The sequence below is a fragment of the Bradyrhizobium sp. 154 genome (assembly GCF_023073875.1).
In the GTDB taxonomy this organism is placed as follows: Bacteria; Pseudomonadota; Alphaproteobacteria; order Rhizobiales; family Xanthobacteraceae; genus Bradyrhizobium.
In genome coordinates, this window is the sequence record NZ_JADPKG010000102.1 from 1 (window position 1) to 22,649 (window position 22,649).

Annotated in this window: 24 protein-coding genes; 13 read left to right on the plus strand and 11 right to left on the minus strand. The window is 63.0% G+C overall.

The window, feature by feature from the left end:
* Positions 1-142: 142 nt before the first annotated feature.
* From IVA92_RS25040 to IVA92_RS25055, 4 genes are all read right to left on the minus strand, one after another.
* Entirely contained in the window at positions 143-1,798 is a 1,656-nt protein-coding gene (locus IVA92_RS25040; protein WP_247276791.1) for a TRAP transporter large permease subunit, read from the minus strand.
* 26 nt (positions 1,799-1,824) lie between these two features.
* Positions 1,825-2,406 carry a TRAP transporter small permease subunit gene (locus IVA92_RS25045; protein WP_247276792.1) on the minus strand — a complete coding sequence of 194 codons (582 nt, stop codon included), beginning with the start codon at positions 2,404-2,406 and terminating at the stop codon, positions 1,825-1,827.
* 174 nt (positions 2,407-2,580) lie between these two features.
* Complete coding sequence (gene moaA, locus IVA92_RS25050; protein ID WP_247276793.1) at positions 2,581-3,633, minus strand: GTP 3',8-cyclase MoaA; 1,053 nt, start codon at positions 3,631-3,633, stop codon at positions 2,581-2,583.
* Positions 3,634-4,015: 382 nt separating this feature from the next.
* Positions 4,016-4,708: an HAD-IA family hydrolase gene (locus IVA92_RS25055; protein ID WP_247276794.1), complete on the minus strand. Its 693-nt coding sequence runs from the start codon at positions 4,706-4,708 to the stop codon at positions 4,016-4,018.
* Positions 4,709-4,874: 166 nt separating this feature from the next.
* Between IVA92_RS25055 and rpiA the strand changes: the two genes are divergently transcribed.
* The 4 genes from rpiA (at position 4,875) to IVA92_RS25075 (ending at position 8,167) form a co-directional block, all read left to right on the plus strand.
* On the plus strand, positions 4,875-5,594 hold the full coding sequence (gene rpiA / locus IVA92_RS25060) for a ribose-5-phosphate isomerase RpiA (protein WP_247276795.1): 720 nt from the start codon (positions 4,875-4,877) through the stop codon (positions 5,592-5,594).
* A complete protein-coding gene (locus tag IVA92_RS25065; RefSeq protein WP_247276796.1) occupies positions 5,591-6,130 on the plus strand; it encodes a DUF2059 domain-containing protein in 540 nt (179 codons plus the stop codon). Before rpiA ends, IVA92_RS25065 begins: the two co-directional genes overlap by 4 nt.
* Before the next feature lie 127 nt (positions 6,131-6,257).
* Positions 6,258-7,646 carry a glutathione-disulfide reductase gene (gene gor, locus IVA92_RS25070; RefSeq protein ID WP_247276797.1) on the plus strand — a complete coding sequence of 463 codons (1,389 nt, stop codon included), beginning with the start codon at positions 6,258-6,260 and terminating at the stop codon, positions 7,644-7,646.
* An 86-nt stretch (positions 7,647-7,732) separates the two neighbouring features.
* Positions 7,733-8,167 (plus strand): hypothetical protein, encoded by a 435-nt coding sequence (locus IVA92_RS25075; protein WP_247276798.1) that lies wholly within the window; start codon positions 7,733-7,735, stop codon positions 8,165-8,167.
* A gap of 134 nt (positions 8,168-8,301) precedes the next feature.
* Here IVA92_RS25075 and IVA92_RS25080 read toward each other — a convergent pair whose 3' ends face one another.
* Both IVA92_RS25080 and IVA92_RS25085 read right to left on the minus strand, forming a co-directional pair.
* Positions 8,302-9,528 carry a carboxylate-amine ligase gene (locus IVA92_RS25080; RefSeq protein WP_247276799.1) on the minus strand — a complete coding sequence of 409 codons (1,227 nt, stop codon included), beginning with the start codon at positions 9,526-9,528 and terminating at the stop codon, positions 8,302-8,304.
* Positions 9,529-9,549: 21 nt separating this feature from the next.
* Entirely contained in the window at positions 9,550-10,377 is an 828-nt protein-coding gene (locus IVA92_RS25085) for a class II glutamine amidotransferase (RefSeq protein ID WP_247276800.1), read from the minus strand.
* 133 nt (positions 10,378-10,510) lie between these two features.
* On the opposite strand from IVA92_RS25085, the gene IVA92_RS25090 reads away from it, so the two are divergent.
* From IVA92_RS25090 to IVA92_RS25130, 9 genes are all read left to right on the plus strand, one after another.
* Complete coding sequence (locus tag IVA92_RS25090; protein ID WP_247276970.1) at positions 10,511-10,891, plus strand: nuclear transport factor 2 family protein; 381 nt, start codon at positions 10,511-10,513, stop codon at positions 10,889-10,891.
* A gap of 404 nt (positions 10,892-11,295) precedes the next feature.
* Positions 11,296-11,769: a TerB family tellurite resistance protein gene (locus IVA92_RS25095; RefSeq protein WP_247276801.1), complete on the plus strand. Its 474-nt coding sequence runs from the start codon at positions 11,296-11,298 to the stop codon at positions 11,767-11,769.
* Between the two features lie 2 nt (positions 11,770-11,771).
* Positions 11,772-12,134, plus strand: a complete 363-nt coding sequence (locus IVA92_RS25100; protein WP_247276802.1) for a hypothetical protein — start codon at positions 11,772-11,774, stop codon at positions 12,132-12,134.
* Complete coding sequence (locus tag IVA92_RS25105) at positions 12,131-12,769, plus strand: TerC family protein (RefSeq protein WP_247276803.1); 639 nt, start codon at positions 12,131-12,133, stop codon at positions 12,767-12,769. The genes IVA92_RS25100 and IVA92_RS25105 overlap by 4 nt, the downstream gene beginning before the upstream one ends.
* 31 nt (positions 12,770-12,800) lie before the next feature.
* The gene (locus IVA92_RS25110; RefSeq protein ID WP_247276804.1) at positions 12,801-13,385 is read left to right on the plus strand and encodes a TIGR00645 family protein; all 585 of its coding nucleotides are present in this window, start codon (positions 12,801-12,803) and stop codon (positions 13,383-13,385) included.
* A gap of 203 nt (positions 13,386-13,588) precedes the next feature.
* Positions 13,589-13,852, plus strand: a complete 264-nt coding sequence (locus IVA92_RS25115; RefSeq protein WP_247276805.1) for a hypothetical protein — start codon at positions 13,589-13,591, stop codon at positions 13,850-13,852.
* A 246-nt stretch (positions 13,853-14,098) separates the two neighbouring features.
* Positions 14,099-15,487: a 3-deoxy-7-phosphoheptulonate synthase class II gene (locus IVA92_RS25120; RefSeq protein WP_247276806.1), complete on the plus strand. Its 1,389-nt coding sequence runs from the start codon at positions 14,099-14,101 to the stop codon at positions 15,485-15,487.
* A 4-nt stretch (positions 15,488-15,491) separates the two neighbouring features.
* Entirely contained in the window at positions 15,492-15,845 is a 354-nt protein-coding gene (locus IVA92_RS25125; protein ID WP_247276807.1) for a diacylglycerol kinase, read from the plus strand.
* Between the two features lie 23 nt (positions 15,846-15,868).
* Complete coding sequence (locus IVA92_RS25130; protein WP_247276808.1) at positions 15,869-17,626, plus strand: NAD+ synthase; 1,758 nt, start codon at positions 15,869-15,871, stop codon at positions 17,624-17,626.
* A 52-nt stretch (positions 17,627-17,678) separates the two neighbouring features.
* Here IVA92_RS25130 and IVA92_RS25135 read toward each other — a convergent pair whose 3' ends face one another.
* The 5 genes from IVA92_RS25135 to IVA92_RS25155 form a co-directional block, all read right to left on the minus strand.
* Entirely contained in the window at positions 17,679-18,071 is a 393-nt protein-coding gene (locus IVA92_RS25135) for a cytochrome C oxidase subunit IV family protein (RefSeq protein WP_247276809.1), read from the minus strand.
* A gap of 9 nt (positions 18,072-18,080) precedes the next feature.
* Complete coding sequence (locus tag IVA92_RS25140) at positions 18,081-18,803, minus strand: heme-copper oxidase subunit III family protein (protein WP_247276810.1); 723 nt, start codon at positions 18,801-18,803, stop codon at positions 18,081-18,083.
* 9 nt (positions 18,804-18,812) lie between these two features.
* Positions 18,813-19,517: a cytochrome c oxidase subunit 3 gene (locus IVA92_RS25145; RefSeq protein WP_247276811.1), complete on the minus strand. Its 705-nt coding sequence runs from the start codon at positions 19,515-19,517 to the stop codon at positions 18,813-18,815.
* Positions 19,514-21,292 (minus strand): cbb3-type cytochrome c oxidase subunit I, encoded by a 1,779-nt coding sequence (locus tag IVA92_RS25150; RefSeq protein WP_247276812.1) that lies wholly within the window; start codon positions 21,290-21,292, stop codon positions 19,514-19,516. Before IVA92_RS25150 ends, IVA92_RS25145 begins: the two co-directional genes overlap by 4 nt.
* A 76-nt stretch (positions 21,293-21,368) precedes the next feature.
* A complete protein-coding gene (locus tag IVA92_RS25155) occupies positions 21,369-22,202 on the minus strand; it encodes a cytochrome c oxidase subunit II (protein ID WP_247276813.1) in 834 nt (277 codons plus the stop codon).
* Positions 22,203-22,649: the final 447 nt, after the last annotated feature.

The window sequence follows — 22,649 nt, forward strand, 5'->3', positions numbered from 1 at the left end:
TCACCCTGACACCACCATCTCCTTGCGCCTCAAGCTCAAGCGCGCCGGGTGGAACGATGCCTTTCTTTTTGAGCTCCTCGGCCACATGCGATAGCCCTGACCCTCAGGGGGAGGGTAGGAGGGGCAGTCGCGCGCTCCTTCGCTACTTTTGCGGCGGGCCGAGATCGAGCGGCGGCAAGTCGATCTGCGGCACTTCGATCTTGATCGTGCTGGGGTCGATGTTCGATTGCACGCCCTTGTAGTGCATCACCATCGAGGGGAACGCGATCACCAGACCTACCATGATCAACTGAATCACGACGAATGGCACCGCCCCCCAATAGATCTGGCCCGTGGTGACAGGCTCCATTCGCTTGCCGGTGACGCGATCAGTATATCGATCCTTCGGGGCGACCGATCGCAGATAGAACAGCGCAAAGCCGAATGGCGGATGCATGAACGAGGTCTGCATGTTGACGCCGAGGATGACGCCGAACCAGATCAGGTCGATGCCGAGATGCTCGGCGGCAGGTCCGAGCAGCGGGATCACGATGAAGGCCAGCTCGAAGAAGTCGAGGAAGAAGGCCAGCACGAACACGAACGCGTTGACGAAGATCAGGAAGCCGACCGGGCCGCCGGGCAGGGAGGTGAGCAGGTGCTCGACCCAGACATGCCCGTTGACGCCGTAGAAGGTGAGCGAGAACACGCGGGCGCCGACCAGGATGAACACAACAAAAGCCGACAGCTTGGCGGTCGATTCCGTGGCCTGCCGGATCAGGTCCCAGCTCAGCCGCCGCTTTGCGGCACCGAGGATGAGGGCGCCGGCGGCACCCATCGCGCCGCCTTCGGTCGGCGTCGCGATGCCGATGAAGATCGTACCCAGCACCAGGAAGATCAGGAACAGGGGCGGCACCATGACGAAGGTGGTCTGCTGCGCCATCTTCGAGAGGAAACGGAAGCCGGTGAGCTTGTCGATAACCCAGTTCAGCACGGCGACGACGAAGGCGAAGATGATACCGTAGAACATGCTCAGCACGACGTAGTCGGCGCCATGCGTGCTCGAACTGCGCATCATGAACCATCCGAACACACAGCTCGCGAGGAACAGCATGCCGAGCGAGACCAGGCCGCGGCTGCCGTCCTCCTCGCGGAAACCGATGGCCTCCTTCGGCAGGCCCGGCACGGCCTTCGGGAAGATCATGCTGACGAGGAAGGCATAACCGGCGTAGAGGGCGGCGAGCACGAGGCCCGGGATGAAGGCGCCTTCGTACATGTCGCCGACGGACTTGCCGAGCTGGTCGGCCATCACGATCAGGACGAGCGAGGGCGGAATGATCTGCGCGAGCGTGCCGGACGCGGCGATGACGCCGGTCGCTACCCGGCGGTCATAGCCGTAGCGCAGCATGATCGGCAGCGAAATCAGCCCCATCGAAATCACCGAGGCGGCAACCACGCCCGTCGTCGCGGCCAAGAGCGCACCGACGAACACCACCGCGTAAGCAAGTCCGCCGCGGATGGTGCCGAACAATTGGCCGATGGTGTCGAGCAGGTCCTCGGCCATGCCCGATCGCTCCAGCACCAGCCCCATGAAGGTGAAGAAGGGAATGGCGAGCAGCGTGTCGTTGTTCATCACGCCGTAGACCCGCTCCGGAAGGGCCTGGAGGAAGTCGGGGTGGAATTGGCCGAGCTGGACGCCGATGATGGCGTAGAACAGGCCGACGGCGCCGAGCGAGAATGCCGCGGGATAGCCGAGCAGCAGCACGACAACCAGCGACGCGAACATGATGGGCGCCATATTGGCGATGATAAACGCGGTCATGATTTCCCCTAAACCGTCGCCAACGGCTACTTCTTCTCGATCGCTTCGACGAGATGCTCGACTTCTGCCTCGAGCGCCGACACTTGGGATTCATGCGGATCGGGCATCAGTCCGCGCATGACTGCCATCCGCTTGATCAGCTCGGAGATACCTTGCACGAGCAGGAGAGCGAACCCGATCATGATCAGGGCTTTGGCAGGCCATTGCGGCAGGCCGCCGGCATTGCCGGATTGCTCGTTGATGTGGAAGGAGCGCTGGAAGAACGGCACGCCGGTGATGATCATCACGACGCACAGCGGAATGAGGAAGAACAAGTGACCGATCACGTCGATCACGTTGCGGGCCGTCTTCGGCAGTGCGTTGTTCACGATATCGATGCGGATGTGCTCGTTGTCGAGCAGCGTCCATGACGAGCAGAGCAGGAAGACGATGCTGAACAGCACCCATTGCAGCTCGAGCCACGAATTGGAGGACGTATCGAAGGTCTTGCGGATGACGGCGTTGACCGCCGAGATGATGACTGCGAGCACGATCAGCCATGCCAGGCGTTTGCCCGTCCAGCGCGTGAACGCGTCAATCCTGCTGCTCAACTTTAGGAGCGCTTGCAACGATAGGTCCTCCCCCGATTGTGCCCCCGGCCGTCTTGACTGCGCCGAGTTGGCGCGTGGCTTGTCTCGCCGCGCAGGCATGAGGCAGCCGCACCAAACCAGCGGGCGTGCCGCCAGTCAATTGGAAGTTTGTTGATAGTTAAGGGGAAATAATACCCGCGAGCAGGTTAAGGGCTACCCGCCGGTGACGCTCATATGCCTGGAGACGCTGGGACGGTTGTGGCGGCGGTCGATAATGAAATCGTGGCCCTTGGGCTTGAGCCCAATGGCACGATCGATCGCATCCGCAAGCAGCACATCCTCGTTCGATGCACGCAGAGGTTTACGCAAATCGGAAGCATCCTCGTGGCCAAGGCAGGTGTGCAGCGTTCCGGTGCAGGTGATGCGCACCCGGTTGCAGGATTCGCAGAAATTATGGGTCATTGGTGTGATGAAGCCGAGCTTGCCGCCGGTCTCGGCGACGTTGACATAGCGCGCGGGTCCGCCCGTGCTCTCGGCTAGGTCTGTCAGCGTGAATTGCTGGGCGAGACGCGCGCGCACCAGGGACAGCGGCAGATATTGGTCGATCCGGCCCGAGCCGATCTCGCCCATCGGCATGACCTCGATCAGCGTCAGGCCCATGCCCTTGCCATGGGCCCAGCGCATCAGCTCGGGGAGCTCGTCCTCGTTGAGGTTCTTCAGGGCCACCGCGTTGATCTTCACGCTGAGCCCTGCGGCGCGGGCGGCTTCGATGCCTTCCAGAACCTTGTCGATCTCGCCCCAACGGGTGATCTCGCGAAACTTCCGGGGATCGAGCGTGTCGAGCGAGACGTTGATGCGGCGGACGCCGCAATCGGCGAGCTCCCGCGCATGCTTCGCAAGCTGGGTGCCGTTGGTGGTCAGCGTCAGCTCATTCAAGGCGCCGCTGGAAAGATGCCGCGACAACGAGCGCACCAGCATCATCACGTTGCGGCGGACCAAGGGCTCGCCCCCGGTGAGCCGCAGCTTCTTCACGCCCTTGGCGATGAAGGCCGAGCAGAGCCGGTCGAGTTCCTCCAGCGTCAGCAGGTCAGCCTTGGGCAGGAACGTCATGTCCTCTGACATGCAATAGAAGCAGCGCAAATCGCAACGGTCGGTCACGGACACGCGCAAATAGCTGATGGTCCGCCCGAACGGATCGGTCATGGGGCTCGACAGCGCGGCGAGGGGACTCGCTGTAGCGAGGGGGCTCGCGGAAGATCCGTTCATACGGGAAGCCTTGTACTTCGGGCAGCTTGCGCACCGACGCTTCAGCGGTGCTCTGGAAGCAATCTAAGCATCGGAGAGGCAAAGGACAATCGGGTCGATAGGTCAGCGCCTCCCGCGCTTGGCTCGGGGGACGCGGCCCGCGCGGCGTCCGCCGGGCTGCGGCTGCCGCAGGTTTCGGCTTCTTGGGCCGCTGCGGCTTACGGACCGGTTTGGGCGGAGTGGCCGATTGAAGCTCTGCAAATCCCGGATTTGGCGCGGTGATGGAGGCCACCTTCTGCGACCAACCGCTACATCGCCCAGCCGGACCTAAGGCGTGCCGCTTGGGCAGGCAACCACGGCTGCGCATCGATCACGCAGAATTGCAAGGAATAACTCAGATTTATCAGGGGTTTGCTGGAGCCTGGGCGGTCATCAGGCTGCGCGCTGCGGCGGGCAGGTCACGCATGTGATGGATCAGCCGGTCCGGCTTCAGTTCGGCGATCGGCACGTCCGTATAGCCGAAGCTGACCCCGATCACGGGCACCCCGGCCCGGCGGGCCACGCCAACGTCGGTTCCGGCATCACCGACCATGATGGAGGCTTTGACCTCCCCGCCGGCGCGCGCCACGGTCTCGCGGAAAATGGTCGGGTCCGGCTTCTGGACGCCGAACGTGTCCGCGCCGCAGATCGCCGCGAAGCGGCGGCTGAGGTCGAGCTGGTCCAAAAGCCGCTTCGACAGCCATTCCAGCTTGTTGGTGCAGACCGCGAGGCGGTGGCCTTGGGCGGCAAAATGGTCGAGCGCGGCCTCGAGCCCCTCGAAGGGGCGGGATTCCACCGCGATATGATCGGCGTAATAGGCGATGAAATCCGCCGTCATCCGGTCCATGTCGGCAGTGGTGACGGTGCGCCCCTCGGCCTCCAGGCCCCGCTCGATCAGTTTGCGGGCCCCGGCGCCGATCATGTTCCGGGCCGAGGCCATCGGCACCGGCGGCAGCCCTTCGCGGTCGAGCACGTGATTCAGCGCGGTGATCAGGTCGGGCGCCGTATCCACAAGCGTGCCGTCGAGATCGAAGACGATGGTGTGAGGGAAGGTCATGGGCGAAGCGCTACCGGCCCGGTCGTATCGAAGCAAGGGGCGGGACCATAAGATCCGCTTATAGACCTGATCCCAGACCCTGTTCTCCGGGAAAAAACGAGGCTACATAGGCCGCCGCAACCGGCCACACCCGGCGGCACATTCTCGATTCAAGGCGGGCGCAAACGTGAACATGGACCAGTTGAAGCGGCAAGCGGCCGCGCGCGCCCTCGAGGAGGTGCGTGACGGCATGCAACTCGGGCTCGGCACCGGCTCGACCGCAAAACATTTCGTCGAGCTGCTCGGCGAGCGCGTCGCCGCCGGGCTCAAGGTGATCGGCGTACCGACCTCGGAAGCGACCCGCTCGGACGCCGAGCGTTGCGGCGTGCCACTGACCACGCTGGACGAGATCGACCATCTCGACATCACCGTCGACGGCGCCGACGAGATCGATCCCGAGCTCAACCTCATCAAGGGCGGCGGCGGGGCGCTGCTGCGCGAGAAGATCGTGGCGGCTGCGTCGGATCGCATGATCGTGATTGCCGACGAGAGCAAATGGGTGCCGACGCTCGGACGCTTTCCGCTGCCGGTCGAGGTCATCCCGTTCGGGCTTGGGGCAACGCGTCGCGCGATCGAGATTGCATTTGCCGAATGCGGCGTTTCCGGGCAGATGGCGGTCCGCAAGGCCAAAGACGGCCACGTTTTCGTCACCGATGGCGGCCACTGGATCGTCGATGCCCAGCTCGGACGTATTGTGGATCCATCCGGCCTCGCCAACGCGTTGAGCGCGATTCCGGGCGTGGTCGAGCATGGGTTGTTCATCGGCTTGGCCGGCTCGGCCGTTTTGGCGGGCGGCGAGGGAATCCGCGTGATTGAACGGCGCAAGCCGAAAGGAGACTTGGAATGAAGATCGTGTTGAAATTCTTGCCGGCTGCGACCCTCGCTGTGGGACTGGCGCTTTCGGCCGCCCCGGCAATGGCCCAGCAGGCCGCGCCCAAGGCCGCCGCGCCGGCCCAGCCGAAAGCCTCACCTGCGGCGATTGCGGCGGCCAAGGAGATTTTGCAGATCAAGAACGCGACTGCGATGTACAGCGGCGCCGTGCCCGGCCTCGTCGAGAAGACCAAGATCGCGCTGATCCAGCAGAATCTCAACTACCAGAAGGACCTCAACGAGGTCGCGCCGATCGTCGCCCAGCAGCTCAACGGCCGCCAGAACGAAATCGGCGAAGGCATGGCGCAGATCTATGCCAGCGAATTTACCGAGCAGGAGCTCAAGGACCTCGTCACCTTCTACAGGTCGCCGCTCGGCAAGAAGCTGATCGAGGCCGAGCCGCGCGCCATCGGCCTCAGCATGGCCTTCATGAACTCCTGGGCCCAGAACTTCTCCGAGACCGTGATGGGAGCCTTCCGCGCCGAGATGCGCAAGCGTGGCAAGGAGATCTGAGCGCACCTATCTGATAGGAGTCCTAAAGCGCGTCATCGCGCTCTGGGTTGTTATTTGAGCAAGATCTTTTTCGGAAAACCGCTCCACACTTTCCCGGATCATGCTCTGAAAGAGGTCGGAGTGGACAATGGCTGAATTCGACGTCGACCTCTTTGTCATCGGTGGCGGCTCGGGCGGCGTGCGGGCCGCCCGCATCGCGGCTGGTTACGGCGCCCGCGTGATGATCGCGGAAGAGTACCGCATGGGCGGCACCTGCGTGATCCGCGGCTGCGTGCCGAAGAAGCTGTTCGTGATCGGCTCGCATTTTCGTCATGAGCTCGAGGACGCCGCCGGCTTCGGCTGGACAGTCCCGCCAGCCACCTTCGACTGGCCGACGCTGATCGCCAACAAGGACAAGGAGATTGCGCGGCTCGAGGCGGCCTACACGGCCAATGTCGAGAAGTCGGGTGCGCAGATCGTCAAGAGCCGGGCGGTGATCGAGGATGAGCACACTGTCCGTCTGCTCGAGAACGACCGCAAGATCACGGCGAAGTACATCCTGATCGCCACCGGCGGGGCGCCAAACCATGGCGCGGCGATTCCCGGCATCGAGCACGTGATCTCCTCCAACGAGGCTTTCCATCTGAAAAAGTTGCCGAAGCGGATCGTGATTCAGGGCGGCGGCTACATCGCGCTGGAATTCGCCGGGATCTTCGCCGGCTTCGGCTCGGACGTCACGGTGATCTATCGCGGCGACAACATCCTTCGCGGTTTTGACGAGGATGTTCGGACCCACGTTCGCGCCGAGATGGAGAAGCAGGGCATCACCATCCTCACCGGCTGCACCGTGACCAAGGTCGATCGGCACGGCGAGGAGTTCACCACGCATCTGTCGAACGGGTCGAGCCTCGCCTCCGATCAGGTCATGTTCGCGATCGGCCGCCATCCTGCGGTGGCCAATCTCGGCCTTGAGAACGCCGGCGTCGCCATTAATCCGAGCAATGGCGGCATAGCGGTGGATGGTTTCTCGAAGAGCTCGGTCGACAGCATCTATGCGATCGGCGACGTCACCCACCGCTTCAACCTGACGCCGGTAGCGATCCGCGAAGGCCACGCCTTTGCCGACACCGTGTTCGGCAAGCGCGAGGTCAGGGTCGATCATGCCAACATCCCGACCGCCGTGTTCTCGCAGCCGGAGGTCGGCACCGTCGGCCTCACCGAGACGGAGGCACGGGCGCAGTACAGCCACGTCGATATCTACAAGACGACGTTCCGCCCCATCAAGGCGACGATGTCGGGCCGCGACACCCGCATGCTGATGAAGCTCGTCGTCGACGGGGCGACCGAGCGCGTGCTGGGCTGCCACATCGTCGGCGATGCCGCCGCCGAGATTATCCAGGCGGTCGCGATCGCTGTGAAGATGAAGGCGACCAAGGCCGATTTCGATGCGACGATCGCGCTGCACCCGACCGCGGCCGAAGAGCTCGTTACCATGCGCACGCCGAGCGCACGCCACGTGCGCCAGGCGGCGGAGTAGCCTTTCGACTGTGAGGTCTCGGCCTGTGAGGCCTTGACGTTATGTTCATGTTTTGTTCTTATGCTGCGATCGTCAGGGAGGCAGCCATGGACAACCGTATCAACGAAATCCGCAGAACCATACGAGCGCTCCGGGTCAGCATGCTCGAGGCCGAGTCCATCATGCGTGAGCAGGTCAATCGGGACGAGGACTGCAGCTTCGTCGCGCAGGAAATCCTCAAGATGCGTTCGGTCATGAGCCTGCTCGTCAAGGAGCGTGCAACGCTCGGCGATGACGAGCCGATCCTCGTCAACTGCCTCTATCTCCGGCGACGCCGGCAGCCGCGAAAATCATCGGCTGATCGCCTCCCGGAGCCGCAATATTCCACCGCAACGCGTGGCGGCGAGGATCTGACCGGAACGGGGCGACCGCTCATTCGAGCGACTGACGGGCAGCCCGCTCAGGCTTGCCGGACGGGCTGTCCGCCCACTTCGCCATGTCCGTCGTTCGCACGTCGATGCCTTCGCACCAGAGGCAGCTGAGCTCCGCGCGGCCCTTGGCCGAAAGCATCGGGACAAGTCCATGGCCGCAGCCGGGGCAAGACGTGACGCGATTCATGCGTTCCTCCGATGCCCGAATTCAAGACGACATTTCGTTGCCGAAGCTTGCCCGGGCGTTATGACGGAGCAGGAACGCTGCCAGTCGGAGCGCTCGTCCCTGAGATGGTCGAGGCTGCGATCCAGCGCGAAACTGCCCCGATGTCCTCGGCATGTTCGCGATAGGCGCGAAGCTGGAATTCTGCGGAGCTGCCGCGCGCAACGATGGTCCGACAGTGCTCGACCTCGGCGGCGCAGTTCAGTGCCGCTGCGTCCCCAGCGATGTCGTCGATCACGCGGGAGAGCAGCTCCGAGATCGTGACGGGCCCGTCCTTCGAGGCGAAGATGCAATCGGTGCCGTAGCGCTGGGCGCGCCATTTGTTTTCGACCGCAATCGCGCGTTCGACCGCGGTGACCTCCTTCGACAGGTGGGGCCGCAGGTAGAGGTGCCGTGTCAGGCAGCGATAGAGCGAGGCGATCGCGACGGCGTCGTCGATGAAGGTGCAGGTGTCGGGCGCGCGCAGCTCGAGGGTCGGGTGTCGCATCGAAGGTCGCATCGCCCACCAGATGTGGCTCTCGTCGGGAATCACGCCCGAGCGCTGCAACGCGCCGACATAGTCGTCGAAGTCCTGCTTGCTTTCGAACAGTTCGGGCAGGCCGGTGCGCGGCAGCTCGGAGTAGGCGGCGAGCCGGTAGCCCTTTAGTCCGGTCTTGTGCGAATTCCAGAATGGGGACGAGGCGGAGAGCGCGATGAACAGCGGCAGATGCGGCAGCATCGCCCGCATCACCGCCATGCGCTTCTCGGGATCTGGCAGCTGGACGTGCACATGCATGCCGCACATCATGTTGCGGTGGCCGATGCTGCGCAAATCCTCGATCATCTCCTCGTAGCGCGGTTTCGGGCTGGGCTGCGACATGCGCCAGACCGCGGTCGGATGCGTGCCGCAGGCCATGATCACGAAGCCGTATTGCGCGGCGACGTTTGCGACCTCGCGGCGCAGGAAGCGGAGCTCTTCGCGCGCGTCATTGACCTCGACGTGAATGTTGGTCGCGACCTCGAGTTGGGATTGCAGCATTTCCCGCATCGCCTGGCCGCCGGTCGACCAATTCGCCGATTCGAACAGCTCGTTGGGAGTCTCGATCGCGACTTCCAGGCTGCGACGATCGGCGAGGAAATATTCCTCCTCGATGCCGAACGAATATTCCGCCGCCTTGCCGCCTCTGCCGGCGGAGCGAATGACGAAGTGCTGCCTGTCGTCGGACGGATCAAGCCGCAGCAGTTTCAAAACGTCTGAAGCAAATGTCATTGTCCCACCCGGCCGAGGTATTTACCTGCCGGCAACAATTCTTCTGGATGGAACGGGTTCCGCGTCGCACTCACCCGTAATTGCAAGAGTGAACGGAACAATCTTCACGCTTTCGGACGCGCGCGCGATCAGCGTGTGATTCGGCGGCACTTCGGCCCAATCCTCGTCCTTGTCGAACGGCTCGGACACGACGACGACCTGGCCGCCGGCCTCGCGGAAATACAGCGTGTTCGCGGCATCGTTGACCGCAACGCGGAACGCGTAGAGATCGTGGCCGTTGGCGATCGCGCTCGTGAAGCGCAGCCGTTCGCGTAGCTGGCCTTCGTTGACGAGACTGACGAGGGCTTGCAGCACGCGGTGCGTTGCGCCGAGCGGATCGCTATCCAGACCCGCGCCCATCATGGCGAGGAATACGGCTTCCGAATCGGTCGTGCCCAGCCGCGATGGGTAATAAGGATCGGGGATCAACGCCTCGACCCTGCGCCGCAGCCGATTCCAGCTCCCGACGAATCCATTGTGCATGAACATCCATTGGCCGCAGGCGAAGGGATGGCAATTCTGCCGTGTCACCGCCGTGCCGGTGGCCGCGCGCACGTGCGCGAAGAACAAATGCGAGCGCAGATGGCGGCAGAGATAGCGCAGGTTCTCGTCCGACCAGGCCGGGCGCGTCTCGCGATAAAGGCCTGGCTCCGGATGCTCGCCGTACCAGCCGAGGCCAAAGCCGTCACCGTTCGAACCCGCCGTCGACTGAAGCGAGCGGATGCTCTGCGCGACCAGCGAATGCTCGGGCTCGGTGACGTAGGGCTCGAAGGACGTCGTCTCGCCCCGGTATGCGATCCAGCGGCACATGAGGGATCCTCTCGGGGATGTGTCTTGAGCTGCACCAACAGTTCTGACTCCCTCATGGTTCCCGGTGATGCCGGGAGCGCGACCAAGGCCGGCTTCGTTGCTAGGATGCGAGAAAATCGAGATGGAGATCGAGATGAATGATCGAGCCAAGCTAGCCGCGCTCAAGCGCCATTGGGATGCTTCGGACGCGAGCAATTTCGAGGCGGAGCATGACATTTACTGCGAGGATGCCGTGCTCGACTATCCGCAGTCCGGCGAGCGCATCCGCGGTCGTAGGAACATTCAGGAGAGTCGATCCGCGCAGCCGAACAGGAAGCGATTCACGGTCCGGCGGATTGCCGGTGGAGGCGATTTCTGGGTGAGCGAATTCGTCCTGAGCTATGATGGGGTGCCGTCCTACGTCGTGAGTATCATGGAATTCCGCGAAGGCCTGGTGGCGCACGAAACGCAGTATTTCGGTGACAGGTTCGAGCCGTCGCCCTCGCGTGCGCATCTCGTCGAGCGGGGAGGATGAGGAGCACTTGGCCAGGGGCATCCATTCATGCTGGCTCGCGATGCAACGAGCGCCAACCCGACACCATCGCCCTGAGGTGTGTGACCGCGCGGCGCATGGCGTCACTTGGCGAGCCACGAAAGATCGACTCCAGCCCGCTTCCATGGCCATATGGAACCCAATGCGGCGGCTAGTCGCAGCCGTATCGCCTTGATTCCGACAGCCCCGTCTTTATCTCTGAGAGGAACAAGAATCCGGGCCCCTCTGGCGAGGACGCCGACAATGTCGGCAAACCTCGTGATGTCGGATGACCTGTCCCGCGCGAATGCGATGGATCGGCCGATCGTCGGGCCTTCTTCGGTTCTCTCCGACCAGTCGTTCCATCGCAGCTCCGTGCGGCCATTTCGCAAGCTTAGGGAGCAACGATGTCTGACGCCAAGCATTCAAATCCGATCGAGATCGAGATCGCCGATCCGTCCAGCCTGAACGAGCAGGCTGCGGCGGCGCTGGTCATTGCCGGCGCGCTCGTCGCCGTGGCCGACCGGCGCGTTTCGCCGGTCGAGCGCGACGAGGTGATCCGCTTCATTCGCGATCGCGGATTGGCGCCTCATATCGAGGACGAAAGGCTATTTGGGATGTTCGACACACTCGCCGAGCGACTCGAGGAGCCGGATTTTGCAAACGTCGTGATCGATACGCTGCGGCCGGTCTCGGACATGCCGCTGTCGTCGCATCTGATGGAGTTGTCGGAGCGCGTCGCCGCTGCCGACGAGGACGTGCATCCGCATGAGGTGCAGGCGATCAAGCTGTTGCGCCTGCTGACGCTGGCCCTGCCGCGTGCAAAGCAGGTCGCACCGGGTGCTGCGCGCGCCCAACAGCCCGTGGCGGCAGAGGAGTGAGCATGAGCGCAGCTTCGGACGAGCCTACGAATGGGGCCACGGGCCCCGCCAGCCAGTTGGCCGGCGGCGACCCGCGTCTCGACAAGCTCGTCCATCGCTTGCCGCCGCGCATGGGCGACGCCGTCACCTATCTGCTCAAGCCGTCCAGCCGCTGGATCAGGATTCCCTCGGGCCTGCTGCTCATCGTCGGCGGCGTGCTCTCCTTTCTGCCGGTGCTCGGCGTCTGGATGCTGCCGCTCGGTCTTGCATTGCTGGCGGAAGACGTGCCGCTGCTGCGCTCCTCGCGCGCCAAGGTCCTGGATTGGGTTGAACGGAAGAAACCGCACTGGCTCGATCCGTCTGCACCGAAAAACGATCAATCATGACAGAATTCATCACCGCCGATGCTCTGACCGCGCTGTTTCAGGTCATCCTGATCGACCTCGTGCTGGCCGGAGACAACGCCGTCGTCATCGGCCTTGCCGCGGCGGGACTGCCGGCCGAGCAGCGCCGGCGCGCCATCGTCGTCGGCATTGTCGCCGCCACGGCGCTCCGCATCGTCTTCGCCGGCGTTGCGACCCAGCTCCTGCAGGTGATCGGCCTCCTGCTCGCCGGCGGCGTGCTGTTGCTGTGGGTCTGCTGGAAGATGTGGCGCGAGCTGCGCGAGCAGTCCGCGCATTCGCGCCAGCTCGCGTTCGAGTATGGCGGCGGCGCGGGTGCTGCGCCGGCGCAGCGAAAGACCTTTGGTCAGGCGGCCTTGCAGATCGTCGCCGCCGACGTCTCGATGTCGCTCGACAACGTGCTCGCGGTTGCGGGCGCCGCGCGCGAGCATCCCTACATCCTTGCCTTCGGTCTGCTATTGTCGGTGGCGATGATGGGCGTTGCGGCCGACCTGCTCGGCCGCGTGCTGCAGAAGCAGCGCTGGATCGCCTATGTCGGTCTCGCCATCATCGTTTACGTCGCCTTCGAGATGATCTATCGGGGCTCGCTCGAGCTCGCGCCTGTCATCGCGAGTCTGTGAGGCGCTTCCTATTTGCAATCCGGAGTGATCAATGACGTCTGAACCGAAAGCACCTTCGGCGCATGCCGCGGAGGGGCCGCAGATCGGCCCGTTTGCGCAGCTCATCTTTGGTTCGCGCTGGCTGCAAGTGCCGCTCTATGTCGGCCTGATCATCGCGCAGGGCGTTTATGTGCTGCTGTTCCTCAAAGAGCTCTGGCACCTGGTCTTGCACTCGTTCGACGCCAGCGAGCAGCAGATCATGCTGGTCGTGCTCGGGCTGATCGACGTCGTCATGATCTCGAACCTGCTGGTGATGGTGATTGTCGGCGGCTATGAGACCTTCGTCTCCCGCCTGAACCTGACCGGGCATCCCGACGAGCCGGAATGGCTCAGTCACGTCAATGCCAGCGTGCTCAAGATCAAGCTGGCGATGGCGATCATCGGCATCTCCTCGATCTCTCTGCTCAGGACCTTCATTGAGGCGGGCAATCTCGGCACGACGCGCAGCAATTTCACCGAGAGCGGCGTGATGTGGCAGGTGCTGATCCACCTGACCTTCATCATCTCGGCGATCGGCATCGCTTGGGTCGATCGCCTCAGCGAGAGCGGCCATCGCAAGGAGGCAAGCCACGGCTGACGAATCCGGCCGTCCGATACCTCCCGAGCGGCCAAGCCTGGGCCCGCCTGGTCGCTTGGTCGGGCGGGCTCCCTTTTCCGGATCGATAAAATTGCCTGCAATCCGCACAGTAGCGGCAAACCCTGCGAACAAGAAGCGCGCGGCTTTAAACCTCGACTTTGGAACCAGCGTGCATCCTCCCGGCAAAAGGGCAGGGCATCCTCATGTCTATTCTCAGGGAGATCGTCGCCGCAGTCGCAGGAGTGTACGCGCTCCTGTTTCTCTGCGACGCATTGTTCGGGGTCGGCGAGGCACGCTTCGACGAGGCCTATTTCCGCACCAGTTTCTACGCGCCGCGGCCGAAGGAATTTCGCTTTGCGAGCGATACGCCGCCGGCGGTGCGAGTTAGCGACGCATTTGCGCAATTCGCGCCGGGCGAAGCCAGGCTGAACAGGCGTTACTCGTCTCTGACGACGATCATTCGCTGACGTCATTCCCCCTAGGTCTGGGTCCATTCCGCGACGCCGCCCCACCTTGTATCGCGGTGATCGGGGCGGTGGCGCCGACGTCGAATGGCTTGACCGTCAACACCTCCGGTTCGAATTTGACTTTGGCCGCAAGGGTTTGCAATGCGGAATGGATTTACAACTGGCGGGACGGGGCCAGCCTGTGTATAAGGCGGCCCTCGCAACCCACAGATCAGGTTGCGCTTTTTGCTTCACGGAGAGATTGCGATGTCCGAGCGGTGGACGCCCGAGTCCTGGCGCAGCAAGCCGGTGCTACAGGTGCCCGACTATCCCGACGCCAAGGCCTTGGCCGACGTCGAGGCGCAGCTTGCGACCTTTCCGCCGCTGGTGTTTGCCGGCGAAGCGCGCAATCTGAAGAAGGCGTTGGCACGGGTTGCGGCCGGCGAGGCCTTCCTGCTCCAGGGCGGCGACTGCGCTGAGAGCTTTGCCGAGCACGGCGCCAACAACATCCGCGACTTCTTCCGCGTGCTGCTCCAGATGGCGGTGGTGCTTACTTACGCCGGCGCCGTCCCCGTGGTGAAAGTCGGCCGCATCGCCGGCCAGTTCGCCAAGCCGCGGTCGTCGCCGACCGAAAAGGTGAACGGTGTCGAGCTCCCGAGCTATCGCGGCGACATCGTCAACGACATCGCCTTCACCAAGGAAGCGCGCGTGCCGGATCCGCAGCGCCAGCTGATGGCCTACCGCCAGTCGGCCGCGACGCTGAACCTGCTCCGCGCCTTCGCCACCGGCGGCTTCGCCAATCTCGGCAGCGTGCATCAATGGATGCTCGGCTTCCTGAAGGATAGCCCGCAGTCCCGCCGCTACAAGGAATTGGCCGACCGCATCTCGGACGCGCTCAACTTCATGCGCGCCTGCGGCCTCGATCTCGAAAGTCATCCCGAGCTGCGCGCCACGGATTTCTACACCAGCCACGAGGCGCTGCTGCTCGGCTACGAGCAGGCCCTGACCCGCGTCGATTCCACCACCGGCGACTGGTACGCGACCTCGGGCCACATGATCTGGATCGGTGACCGCACCCGCCAGCTCGATCATGGCCATATCGAATATTTCCGCGGCATCAAGAACCCGATCGGGCTCAAATGCGGCCCGTCACTTAAGCCCGACGAACTGCTGAAGCTGATCGACGTGCTCAACCCCGACAACGAGCCGGGCCGGCTGACGCTGATCGGCCGCTTCGGCTCCGACAAGATCGGTGAGCATCTGCCCAACATGATCCGCGCCGTGCAGCGCGAGGGCCGGGTGGTGGTCTGGTCCTGTGATCCCATGCACGGCAACACCATCACCTCGACTTCGGGCTACAAGACCCGCCCCTTCGACCGCATCCTGTCCGAGGTGAAGTCGTTCTTCGCGGTCCACGCCGCGGAAGGCACCCATGCCGGCGGCGTGCACCTGGAGATGACGGGCCAGGACGTCACCGAATGCCTCGGCGGCGCCCGCGCCATCACCGACGAGGATCTCAACGACCGCTACCACACGGTCTGCGATCCCCGTCTCAATGCTGAGCAATCCATCGACATGGCTTTCCTGATTGCCGAGCTGCTGAAGCAGGAACGCGCCGGCAAAGCCAGGCCGATGCCGGCCGCAGCGGGGCTCTAGAACCTTGCTGCGAATTTGGAAGGCCACGATCAATTCCCGGAACGGTCTGGCCTTTGCGTTCCGCTCGGAGCAGGCCGTCCGCGAGGAGATCTTTGTGCTCCTCCTGTCGCTGCCGCTGGCCTGGTTCATCGGCGCGACCGCGATGCGCGCGGTCGAGCTGGTCTGTGCAGTCGCCTTCGTGCTGGTGGTCGAGCTGCTCAACACCGCGATCGAAAAACTCGCCGACCGCCTGACCATGGACCACGACAAGCAGATCGGCCGGGTCAAGGACATGGGCTCGGCCGCGGTCGGCGTTGCGCTGCTGATGGCTGGCGCGTTCTGGATCTTTGCGCTCATCGAGCGATTGGGTTTCGTCTAGCGAGGATCGAACAAGGGCGGTCCATGACCGAACGTCTCAACGCATTCGCGGTCACGCTCGCCCAGCTCAATCCGACCGTGGGCGACATCGAGGGCAATGCTGCGAAGGCACGCTCGGCGCGCGCGCGAGCCGCCGCCGACGGTGCCGATCTCGTGCTGTTTCCGGAATTGTTCATCGCCGGCTATCCTCCGGAGGACCTGGTGCAGAAGCCGGCGTTCCAGGCTGCCTGCCGCGCCGCGATCGAAGGCCTCGCGCGCGAGACCGCGGACGGTGGTCCGGCGATGCTGGTCGGCACGCCCTGGGTCGAGGAGGGCAGGCTTTACAATGCCTGTGCGCTGCTCGATGGCGGCCGTGTCTCCGGCTTACGCTTCAAATGCAATCTGCCGAACTACGGCGTGTTCGACGAGAGGCGACTGTTTGCGCGCGGACCCGCAGCAGGACCCGTGACCGTGCGTGGCGTGCGCATCGGGGTGCCGATCTGCGAGGACATCTGGCTGGAAGAGTCCGAGGACTACGAAAACGTGATCGAGACGCTGGCGGAGACTGGCGCCGAGATCATCCTGGTGCCGAACGGCTCGCCTTACGCCCGCGACAAGAACGACGTTCGTCTGTCGGTCGCCGTGGCGCGCGTCACCGAAAGCGGCCTGCCGCTGGTCTATCTCAATCAGGTCTGTGGCCAGGACGAGCTCGTGTTCGACGGAGCGTCCTTCGTGCTCAATGGCGACCTCTCGCTTGCGGCGCAATTACCGGCGTTCGAGGAGAGCGTGGTCACGCTGCGCTTCACCAGGAATGGTGACGACTGGCGCTGCACCGGGCCGGTCGCCCAGCAGCCCGAGGGCGACAAGGCCGATTATGCCGCCTGCGTGCTGGGCCTCCGCGATTACGTCGCCAAGAACGGCTTTCCAGGCGTGCTGCTGGGCATTTCCGGCGGCATCGATTCCGCGCTGTGTGCGGCGATCGCGGTCGATGCGCTCGGCGCCGATCAGGTGCATGGCGTAATGCTGCCTTATCGCTACACGGCACCACACGCGATTGCGGATGCCGGCGAGCTCGCGGGCCATCTCGGCATCCGCTACGAGGTTTTGCCGATCGCCGAAGCGGTGAACGGGTTCGAGACGATCCTGTCCGGCATCTTCAAGAATCTGCCGCCAGATATCACCGAGGAAAATCTCCAGGCCCGCACCCGCGGCACGCTCTTGATGGCGATCTCCAACAAAACCGGCTTGATGGTGGTGACGACAGGCAACAAGTCGGAAATGTCGGTCGGCTACGCCACGCTCTATGGCGACATGAACGGCGGCTTCAATCCGATCAAGGACATTTATAAGACGCAGGTGTTTCGGCTGGCGACACTGCGCAATTCCTGGAAGCCGGAAGGCGCGCTCGGACCGGCCGGGGAGGTCATTCCGCCGGATATCATCACGCGGCCGCCGACCGCGGAATTGCGCGAGAACCAGCGTGATGAGGATTCTCTGCCGCCCTACGATGTGCTCGATGCCGTCCTGGAGCGTCTGGTCGAACGCGAGGAGCCACTTGATCACATCATCGCAGCCGGCTTTGACCGCGAGACGGTCACCCGCATCGACCATCTCCTCAACGTCGCCGAATACAAGCGCCGCCAGGCCGCACCCGGCGTGAAAGTGACACCTAAGAACTTCGGTCGCGACCGCCGCTATCCCATCACCAACCGTTTTCGTGACAAGGGCGAGCCCTTGCCGGCGGCGGATGAGGCGCTGGTGTCACGTGGTAGCAAGGCGTCGATCGACGCGTTTGAGGGGTGACTCTTCTAGATGCCCGCCTCGCGCGGAATGACGGTGAGAACTCGGGTTGCCGCTACGACGGGGTTGCGAAGAAGAGCACGCGAAGGAAGTGGGTGTAATCGGATTCGAGCACCATGATCGACACAAATACCAATACCACGACCGGCGGCAGCAGGATGGCGTAGGCCAGGGCCAGTCGCTCCCAGGCCATGTGCATGAAGACAGCGACGATCAAGCCGGCCTTCAACACCATGAACAGCAGGATCAGCGACCACCTCAGATAGCCATGTAGGCCAAAGTAGTCGACGAGGTAGGAGCACGTGCTGAGGACGAACAACCAGCCCCAGACCACGAGGTAGAGCTTGATCGGGTGCTGTTGACCCTTGGCGTGAACGGCCCCCGTTGCGACTGCGCCATGCACCGGAGCGTGAAGTTGTCCTTCCATGTGTACCGCCGCGTTTGTCATGCGCCGACCTCACCAAAGATAGAAGAATGCAAAGATGAACACCCACACGAGATCGACGAAGTGCCAGTACAGGCCCGTGATCTCGACGATCTCGTAATACCCCTTGCGGCTCGTGAAAAAGCCGCGCCTCTCGACGTCGAAATCGCCGCGAAAGACCTTCCGCGCGATGGCGATGAGGAAGATCACACCGATCGTGACATGGGTGCCGTGAAAGCCCGTGATCATGAAGAAGCTCGCGCCAAACTGCGGGGCACCCCATGGATTGCCCCAGGGCCGGACGCCCTCCATGATCAGCTTGGTCCATTCGAAGGCCTGCATTCCAACGAAGGTCGCGCCGAAGGCTGCCGTGGCCAGCATTAAGGCCGCGGTTCTGACGCGATCGCGTCGGTAGCCGAAATTGACGGCCATCGCCATGGTGCCGCTGCTGCTGATCAGGATAAACGTCATGATGGCGATCAGAATCAGCGGAATGTGCTTGCCGGCGATGTTGAGAGCGAAGACTTCGCTGGGATTGGGCCAGGGCACGGTCGTCGACATGCGCGCCGTCATGTAGGAGAGCAGGAAGCAACTGAAAATGAAGGTGTCGCTGAGGAGGAAGATCCACATCATGGCCTTGCCCCAGGACACGTTCTTGAAGGCGCGCTGATCGGACGCCCAGTCGTCGGCGACGCCGCGCCAGCCCTCAGGCCGCGCAGGCGATTGGCCCGGATTTGTGAGCACGGTCTCAGCCATCTGGTCTCTCTAGCTCAGCAATTGGCGGCAGATGTTGACGAAATCGTCGGTCCAGCCCGTGAGAAGACCGAGCAGGACAAGCCAGACCAGCAGCAGGAAGTGCCAGTAGATGGCGCACAGCTCCACGCTCAAGCGCATGTTGGCGATCTCGGTGCCGCGCCACATCTTGGCTGAGGTTCGGCCCAAGGCCACCAGACCGCCTGTCAGATGGAGCCCGTGCACTGCGGTCAACAGGTAGAAGAAAGAATTCGCCGGATTGGACGCCACGAGATATCCGGCAGCCCCCAGCCGTTGCCAGGCCAGGAGCTGCCCGGCGAGGAAGATCACGGCAGACGCTCCGCCGGCGAGCAGACCGATCATGGCGCCTTCAGCATCGTGTCGGCGCGCGGCCACGTACGACCATTGCAGCGCGACGCTGCTCAGGACCAGGACTCCTGTGTTGACCCACAGCAGTCGCGGTATCGGCAGCGGCCGCCAGTCCACCACGCTCATGCGCATCGAGTAGGCGCTGATGAAGAGGACGAATAATGCGCTCGCGACGGCGAGAAACACGCCAAGTCCGACCTTCGCTGCCGGCCAGGTCATGGTATCGCCGCCCGGGAAGTTACCGACCGGGCCTTCCTCCAGCCATGGCTTGGCCGTCAGCCGCTGCTGCGATAGCCACCAACCGGCGATCACCGCAAGCACAGCCAGGAAGAGGATGACGGCGCTCACGAAGCAGCTCCCTGAATGAGCTGCGTCGCGCGCGGCGGCTGGTTCTGCGGAATGAAGTCCTCTGCGGCGCCGGGCACGCTGTAGTCATAGGCCCAGCGGTACACGACCGGGAGCTCCTTGCCCCAGTTGCCGTGCCCTGGAGGGGTCTCCGGCGTCTGCCACTCTAGCGTCGTCGCCCGCCACGGATTGCCGCCTGAGGCCTCACCTTTGAACAAGCTCCAGGCAAGATTAAACAGGAACACCATCTGGCTGAAGCCGACGGTCAAGGCCACCACGGAGATGAAGGCGTTGAGTGAATGGGCCGAGGATGGGATGAATGTCGCATCGCCGAGTTCGAAATACCGCCGCGGAACCCCGAGCAGTCCAAGATAGTGCATGGGGAAAAAGATCAGGTACGCGCCGAGGAAGGTGACCCAGAAGTGAAACTTGCCCAAGGCCTCGTTCAGCATCCGTCCCGTGACCTTGGGGTACCAATGATAGATCGCGCCGAGCACGACCATGATCGGCGCCACGCCCATCACCATGTGGAAATGCGCGACCACGAACATGGTGTCCGAGAGGGGCACGTCCACGACGACGTTGCCGAGGAAGAGGCCGGTGAGCCCGCCGTTCACGAAGGTGATGATGAAGCCGAGGGCGAACAGCATCGGCACCGTGAGATGGATGTCGCCGCGCCACAGGGTCAGCACCCAGTTGTAGACCTTGATCGCGGTGGGGATTGCGATGATGAGCGTTGTGGTGGCGAAGAAGTACCCGAATTGCGGGAACATGCCGCTCACATACATGTGGTGCGCCCATACGATGAAGCTGAGCGCGCCGATGGCCACGATCGCCCAGACCATCATACGGTAACCAAAGATGTTCTTGCGCGCATGCGTGCTGATCAGATCGGAGACGATGCCGAAGGCGGGCAGGGCGACGATGTAGACTTCGGGATGGCCGAAGAACCAGAACAGGTGCTGGAAGAGCAGCGGGCTGCCGCCACCATATTTCGACAGCGTGCCCATCTCGACGAGCGAAGGCATGAAGAAGCTGGTTCCGAGCAGGCGGTCGAGCAGCAGCATGACCGAGGCAACGAACAGGGCAGGGAATGCCAGCAACGCCATGACGGTCGCCGTGAAAATGCCCCACACCGTCAGGGGCAAGCGCATCAACGTCATGCCGCGGGTGCGGGCCTGGAGTACCGTTACCACATAATTCAGTCCGCCCATGGTGAAGCCGATGATGAACAGGATCAGGGACGACATCATGAGAATGATGCCCCAATCCTGCCCGGGCGTTCCGGAGAGGATTGCTTGCGGCGGGTATAACGTCCAGCCGGCGCCGGTGGGGCCGCCGGGCACGAAGAATGTCGAGGCCAGCACCAGGACTGCGAGCAGGTAGACCCAGTAGCTCAGCATGTTCACATAAGGGAAGACCATGTCCCGCGCGCCGACCATTAGCGGGATCAGGTAGTTGCCGAAGCCGCCCAAGAACAGCGCGGTGAGCAGATAGATCACCATGATCATGCCGTGCATGGTGATGAACTGAAGGTATTGGTTGGCATCGATGAAAGAGAAGGTGCCGGGGAATCCCAATTGCAGCCGCATCAGCCACGATAGCACCAGGGCCACCAGCCCGATCGCCGTGGCCGTCAGCGAATACTGAATAGCGATCACCTTGGCGTCCTGCGAGAAGACATATCGTGTCCACCAGCTCCTCGGATGATAGAGCTCGACATCAGGTACTTCGGCAGGCGGGATGCCGGGGATCCCTTCATATGGAATATCGACCACAGAAACCTCCTCGGTCGTTTCCATCGGGGGAGGCGTTGGCCTCATGCACCCGATCTATCTTTGCGGCGGCAGCTTGCTAGTTGCCTCCGGATTGGAACGTCGCCTTCACGACGGCCTTCGCCGGCGACAATTCTGCAAACGTTTTTTGTTGCTCCAGCCAAGCGTGATATTCACGCTCTTCGTCGACGATGACCTTGGCCCGCATCTGATAGTGAGCAGCGCCACAAAGCTCCGCACAGAGAACATCGAACGTTCCGGTTCGGATTGGCGTTATCCAGAAATAGGTCACCATGCCTGGAACCATGTCCATCTTGGCCCGGAATTCGGGCACGTAGAAATCGTGCAGGACATCAACCGAGCGGAGCAGAACCTTGACCGGCTTTCCCACTTGAAGGTGCAGGTCGCCGTTCTCGATCACGACGTCGTCCTGCGCGTGTTGGTCGTCATGATTGAGCCCCATCGGATTGTCGGAGGCGATGTTGCGGACGTCGGATGTGCCCAATTGCCCATCCTTGCCCGGAAGGCGGAAGCTCCATTGCCATTGCTGCCCCATGACCTCGACCTCGGTGGCATCCGCAGGCACCGTCACGAACTGGTGCCAGACCACGAGGCCAGGCGCCAGCATGGCCGCGACGCCGACGCCGGTTCCGACGCTCAGCCACCATTCGAGCCTTTTGTTTTCCGGATTGTAATCGGCCCGTCTTCCCTCTTTGTGGTGAAAGCGGAAGACGCAGTAGGCCATGAAGGCGATGACCGCGACGAATACAAAGCCCGTGATCCAGAACGTGATGTTGATGGTGTGGTCGATATAGGCCCAGTTAGTGGCGATCGGCGTCCACCACCACGGGCTGTAGAGGTGAAACAGCACGGAGCCAATCGCGACCAGCAGCAATATCAGTGCGACAGCCATCCTGATCCATCCTTGCCATTGAAGGCTACGGATACGAATCCAGGGCGGAGCTCATGTCGGTTGCGATGGCTGGCCTTTCTCGTTGGCGTTCATGCCATCTCCGGCCTCTTGCTTCGCCCATTCCACTGGTCGCGAAATCAAAGGAACGCTCGCGACCATCAATCTCATCGGAGCTTAGGGCGTCTGTGTCTAAAATGATCCCAGCCTAAGCCGGCGTCAATAGAGCATATTTTCGTGTCGACGCGGCGTGGGCGTTGCCGTCGTCGGGCACGACCAAGCATCAGGGCATCAGGTGCGCTCAGCGTCCGGGGTGATGCAACGCACAATCAGCCGCACAATTCACCCAACCGTGAGTGCAGCCGTGCCCCGCGCGCGCTAAGCTTGTGAGGCAGGTCGCGGCGGGTTCCGTCCGGCCAGGCTCGTTCGCTGAACCTGGGTTGCCGTACC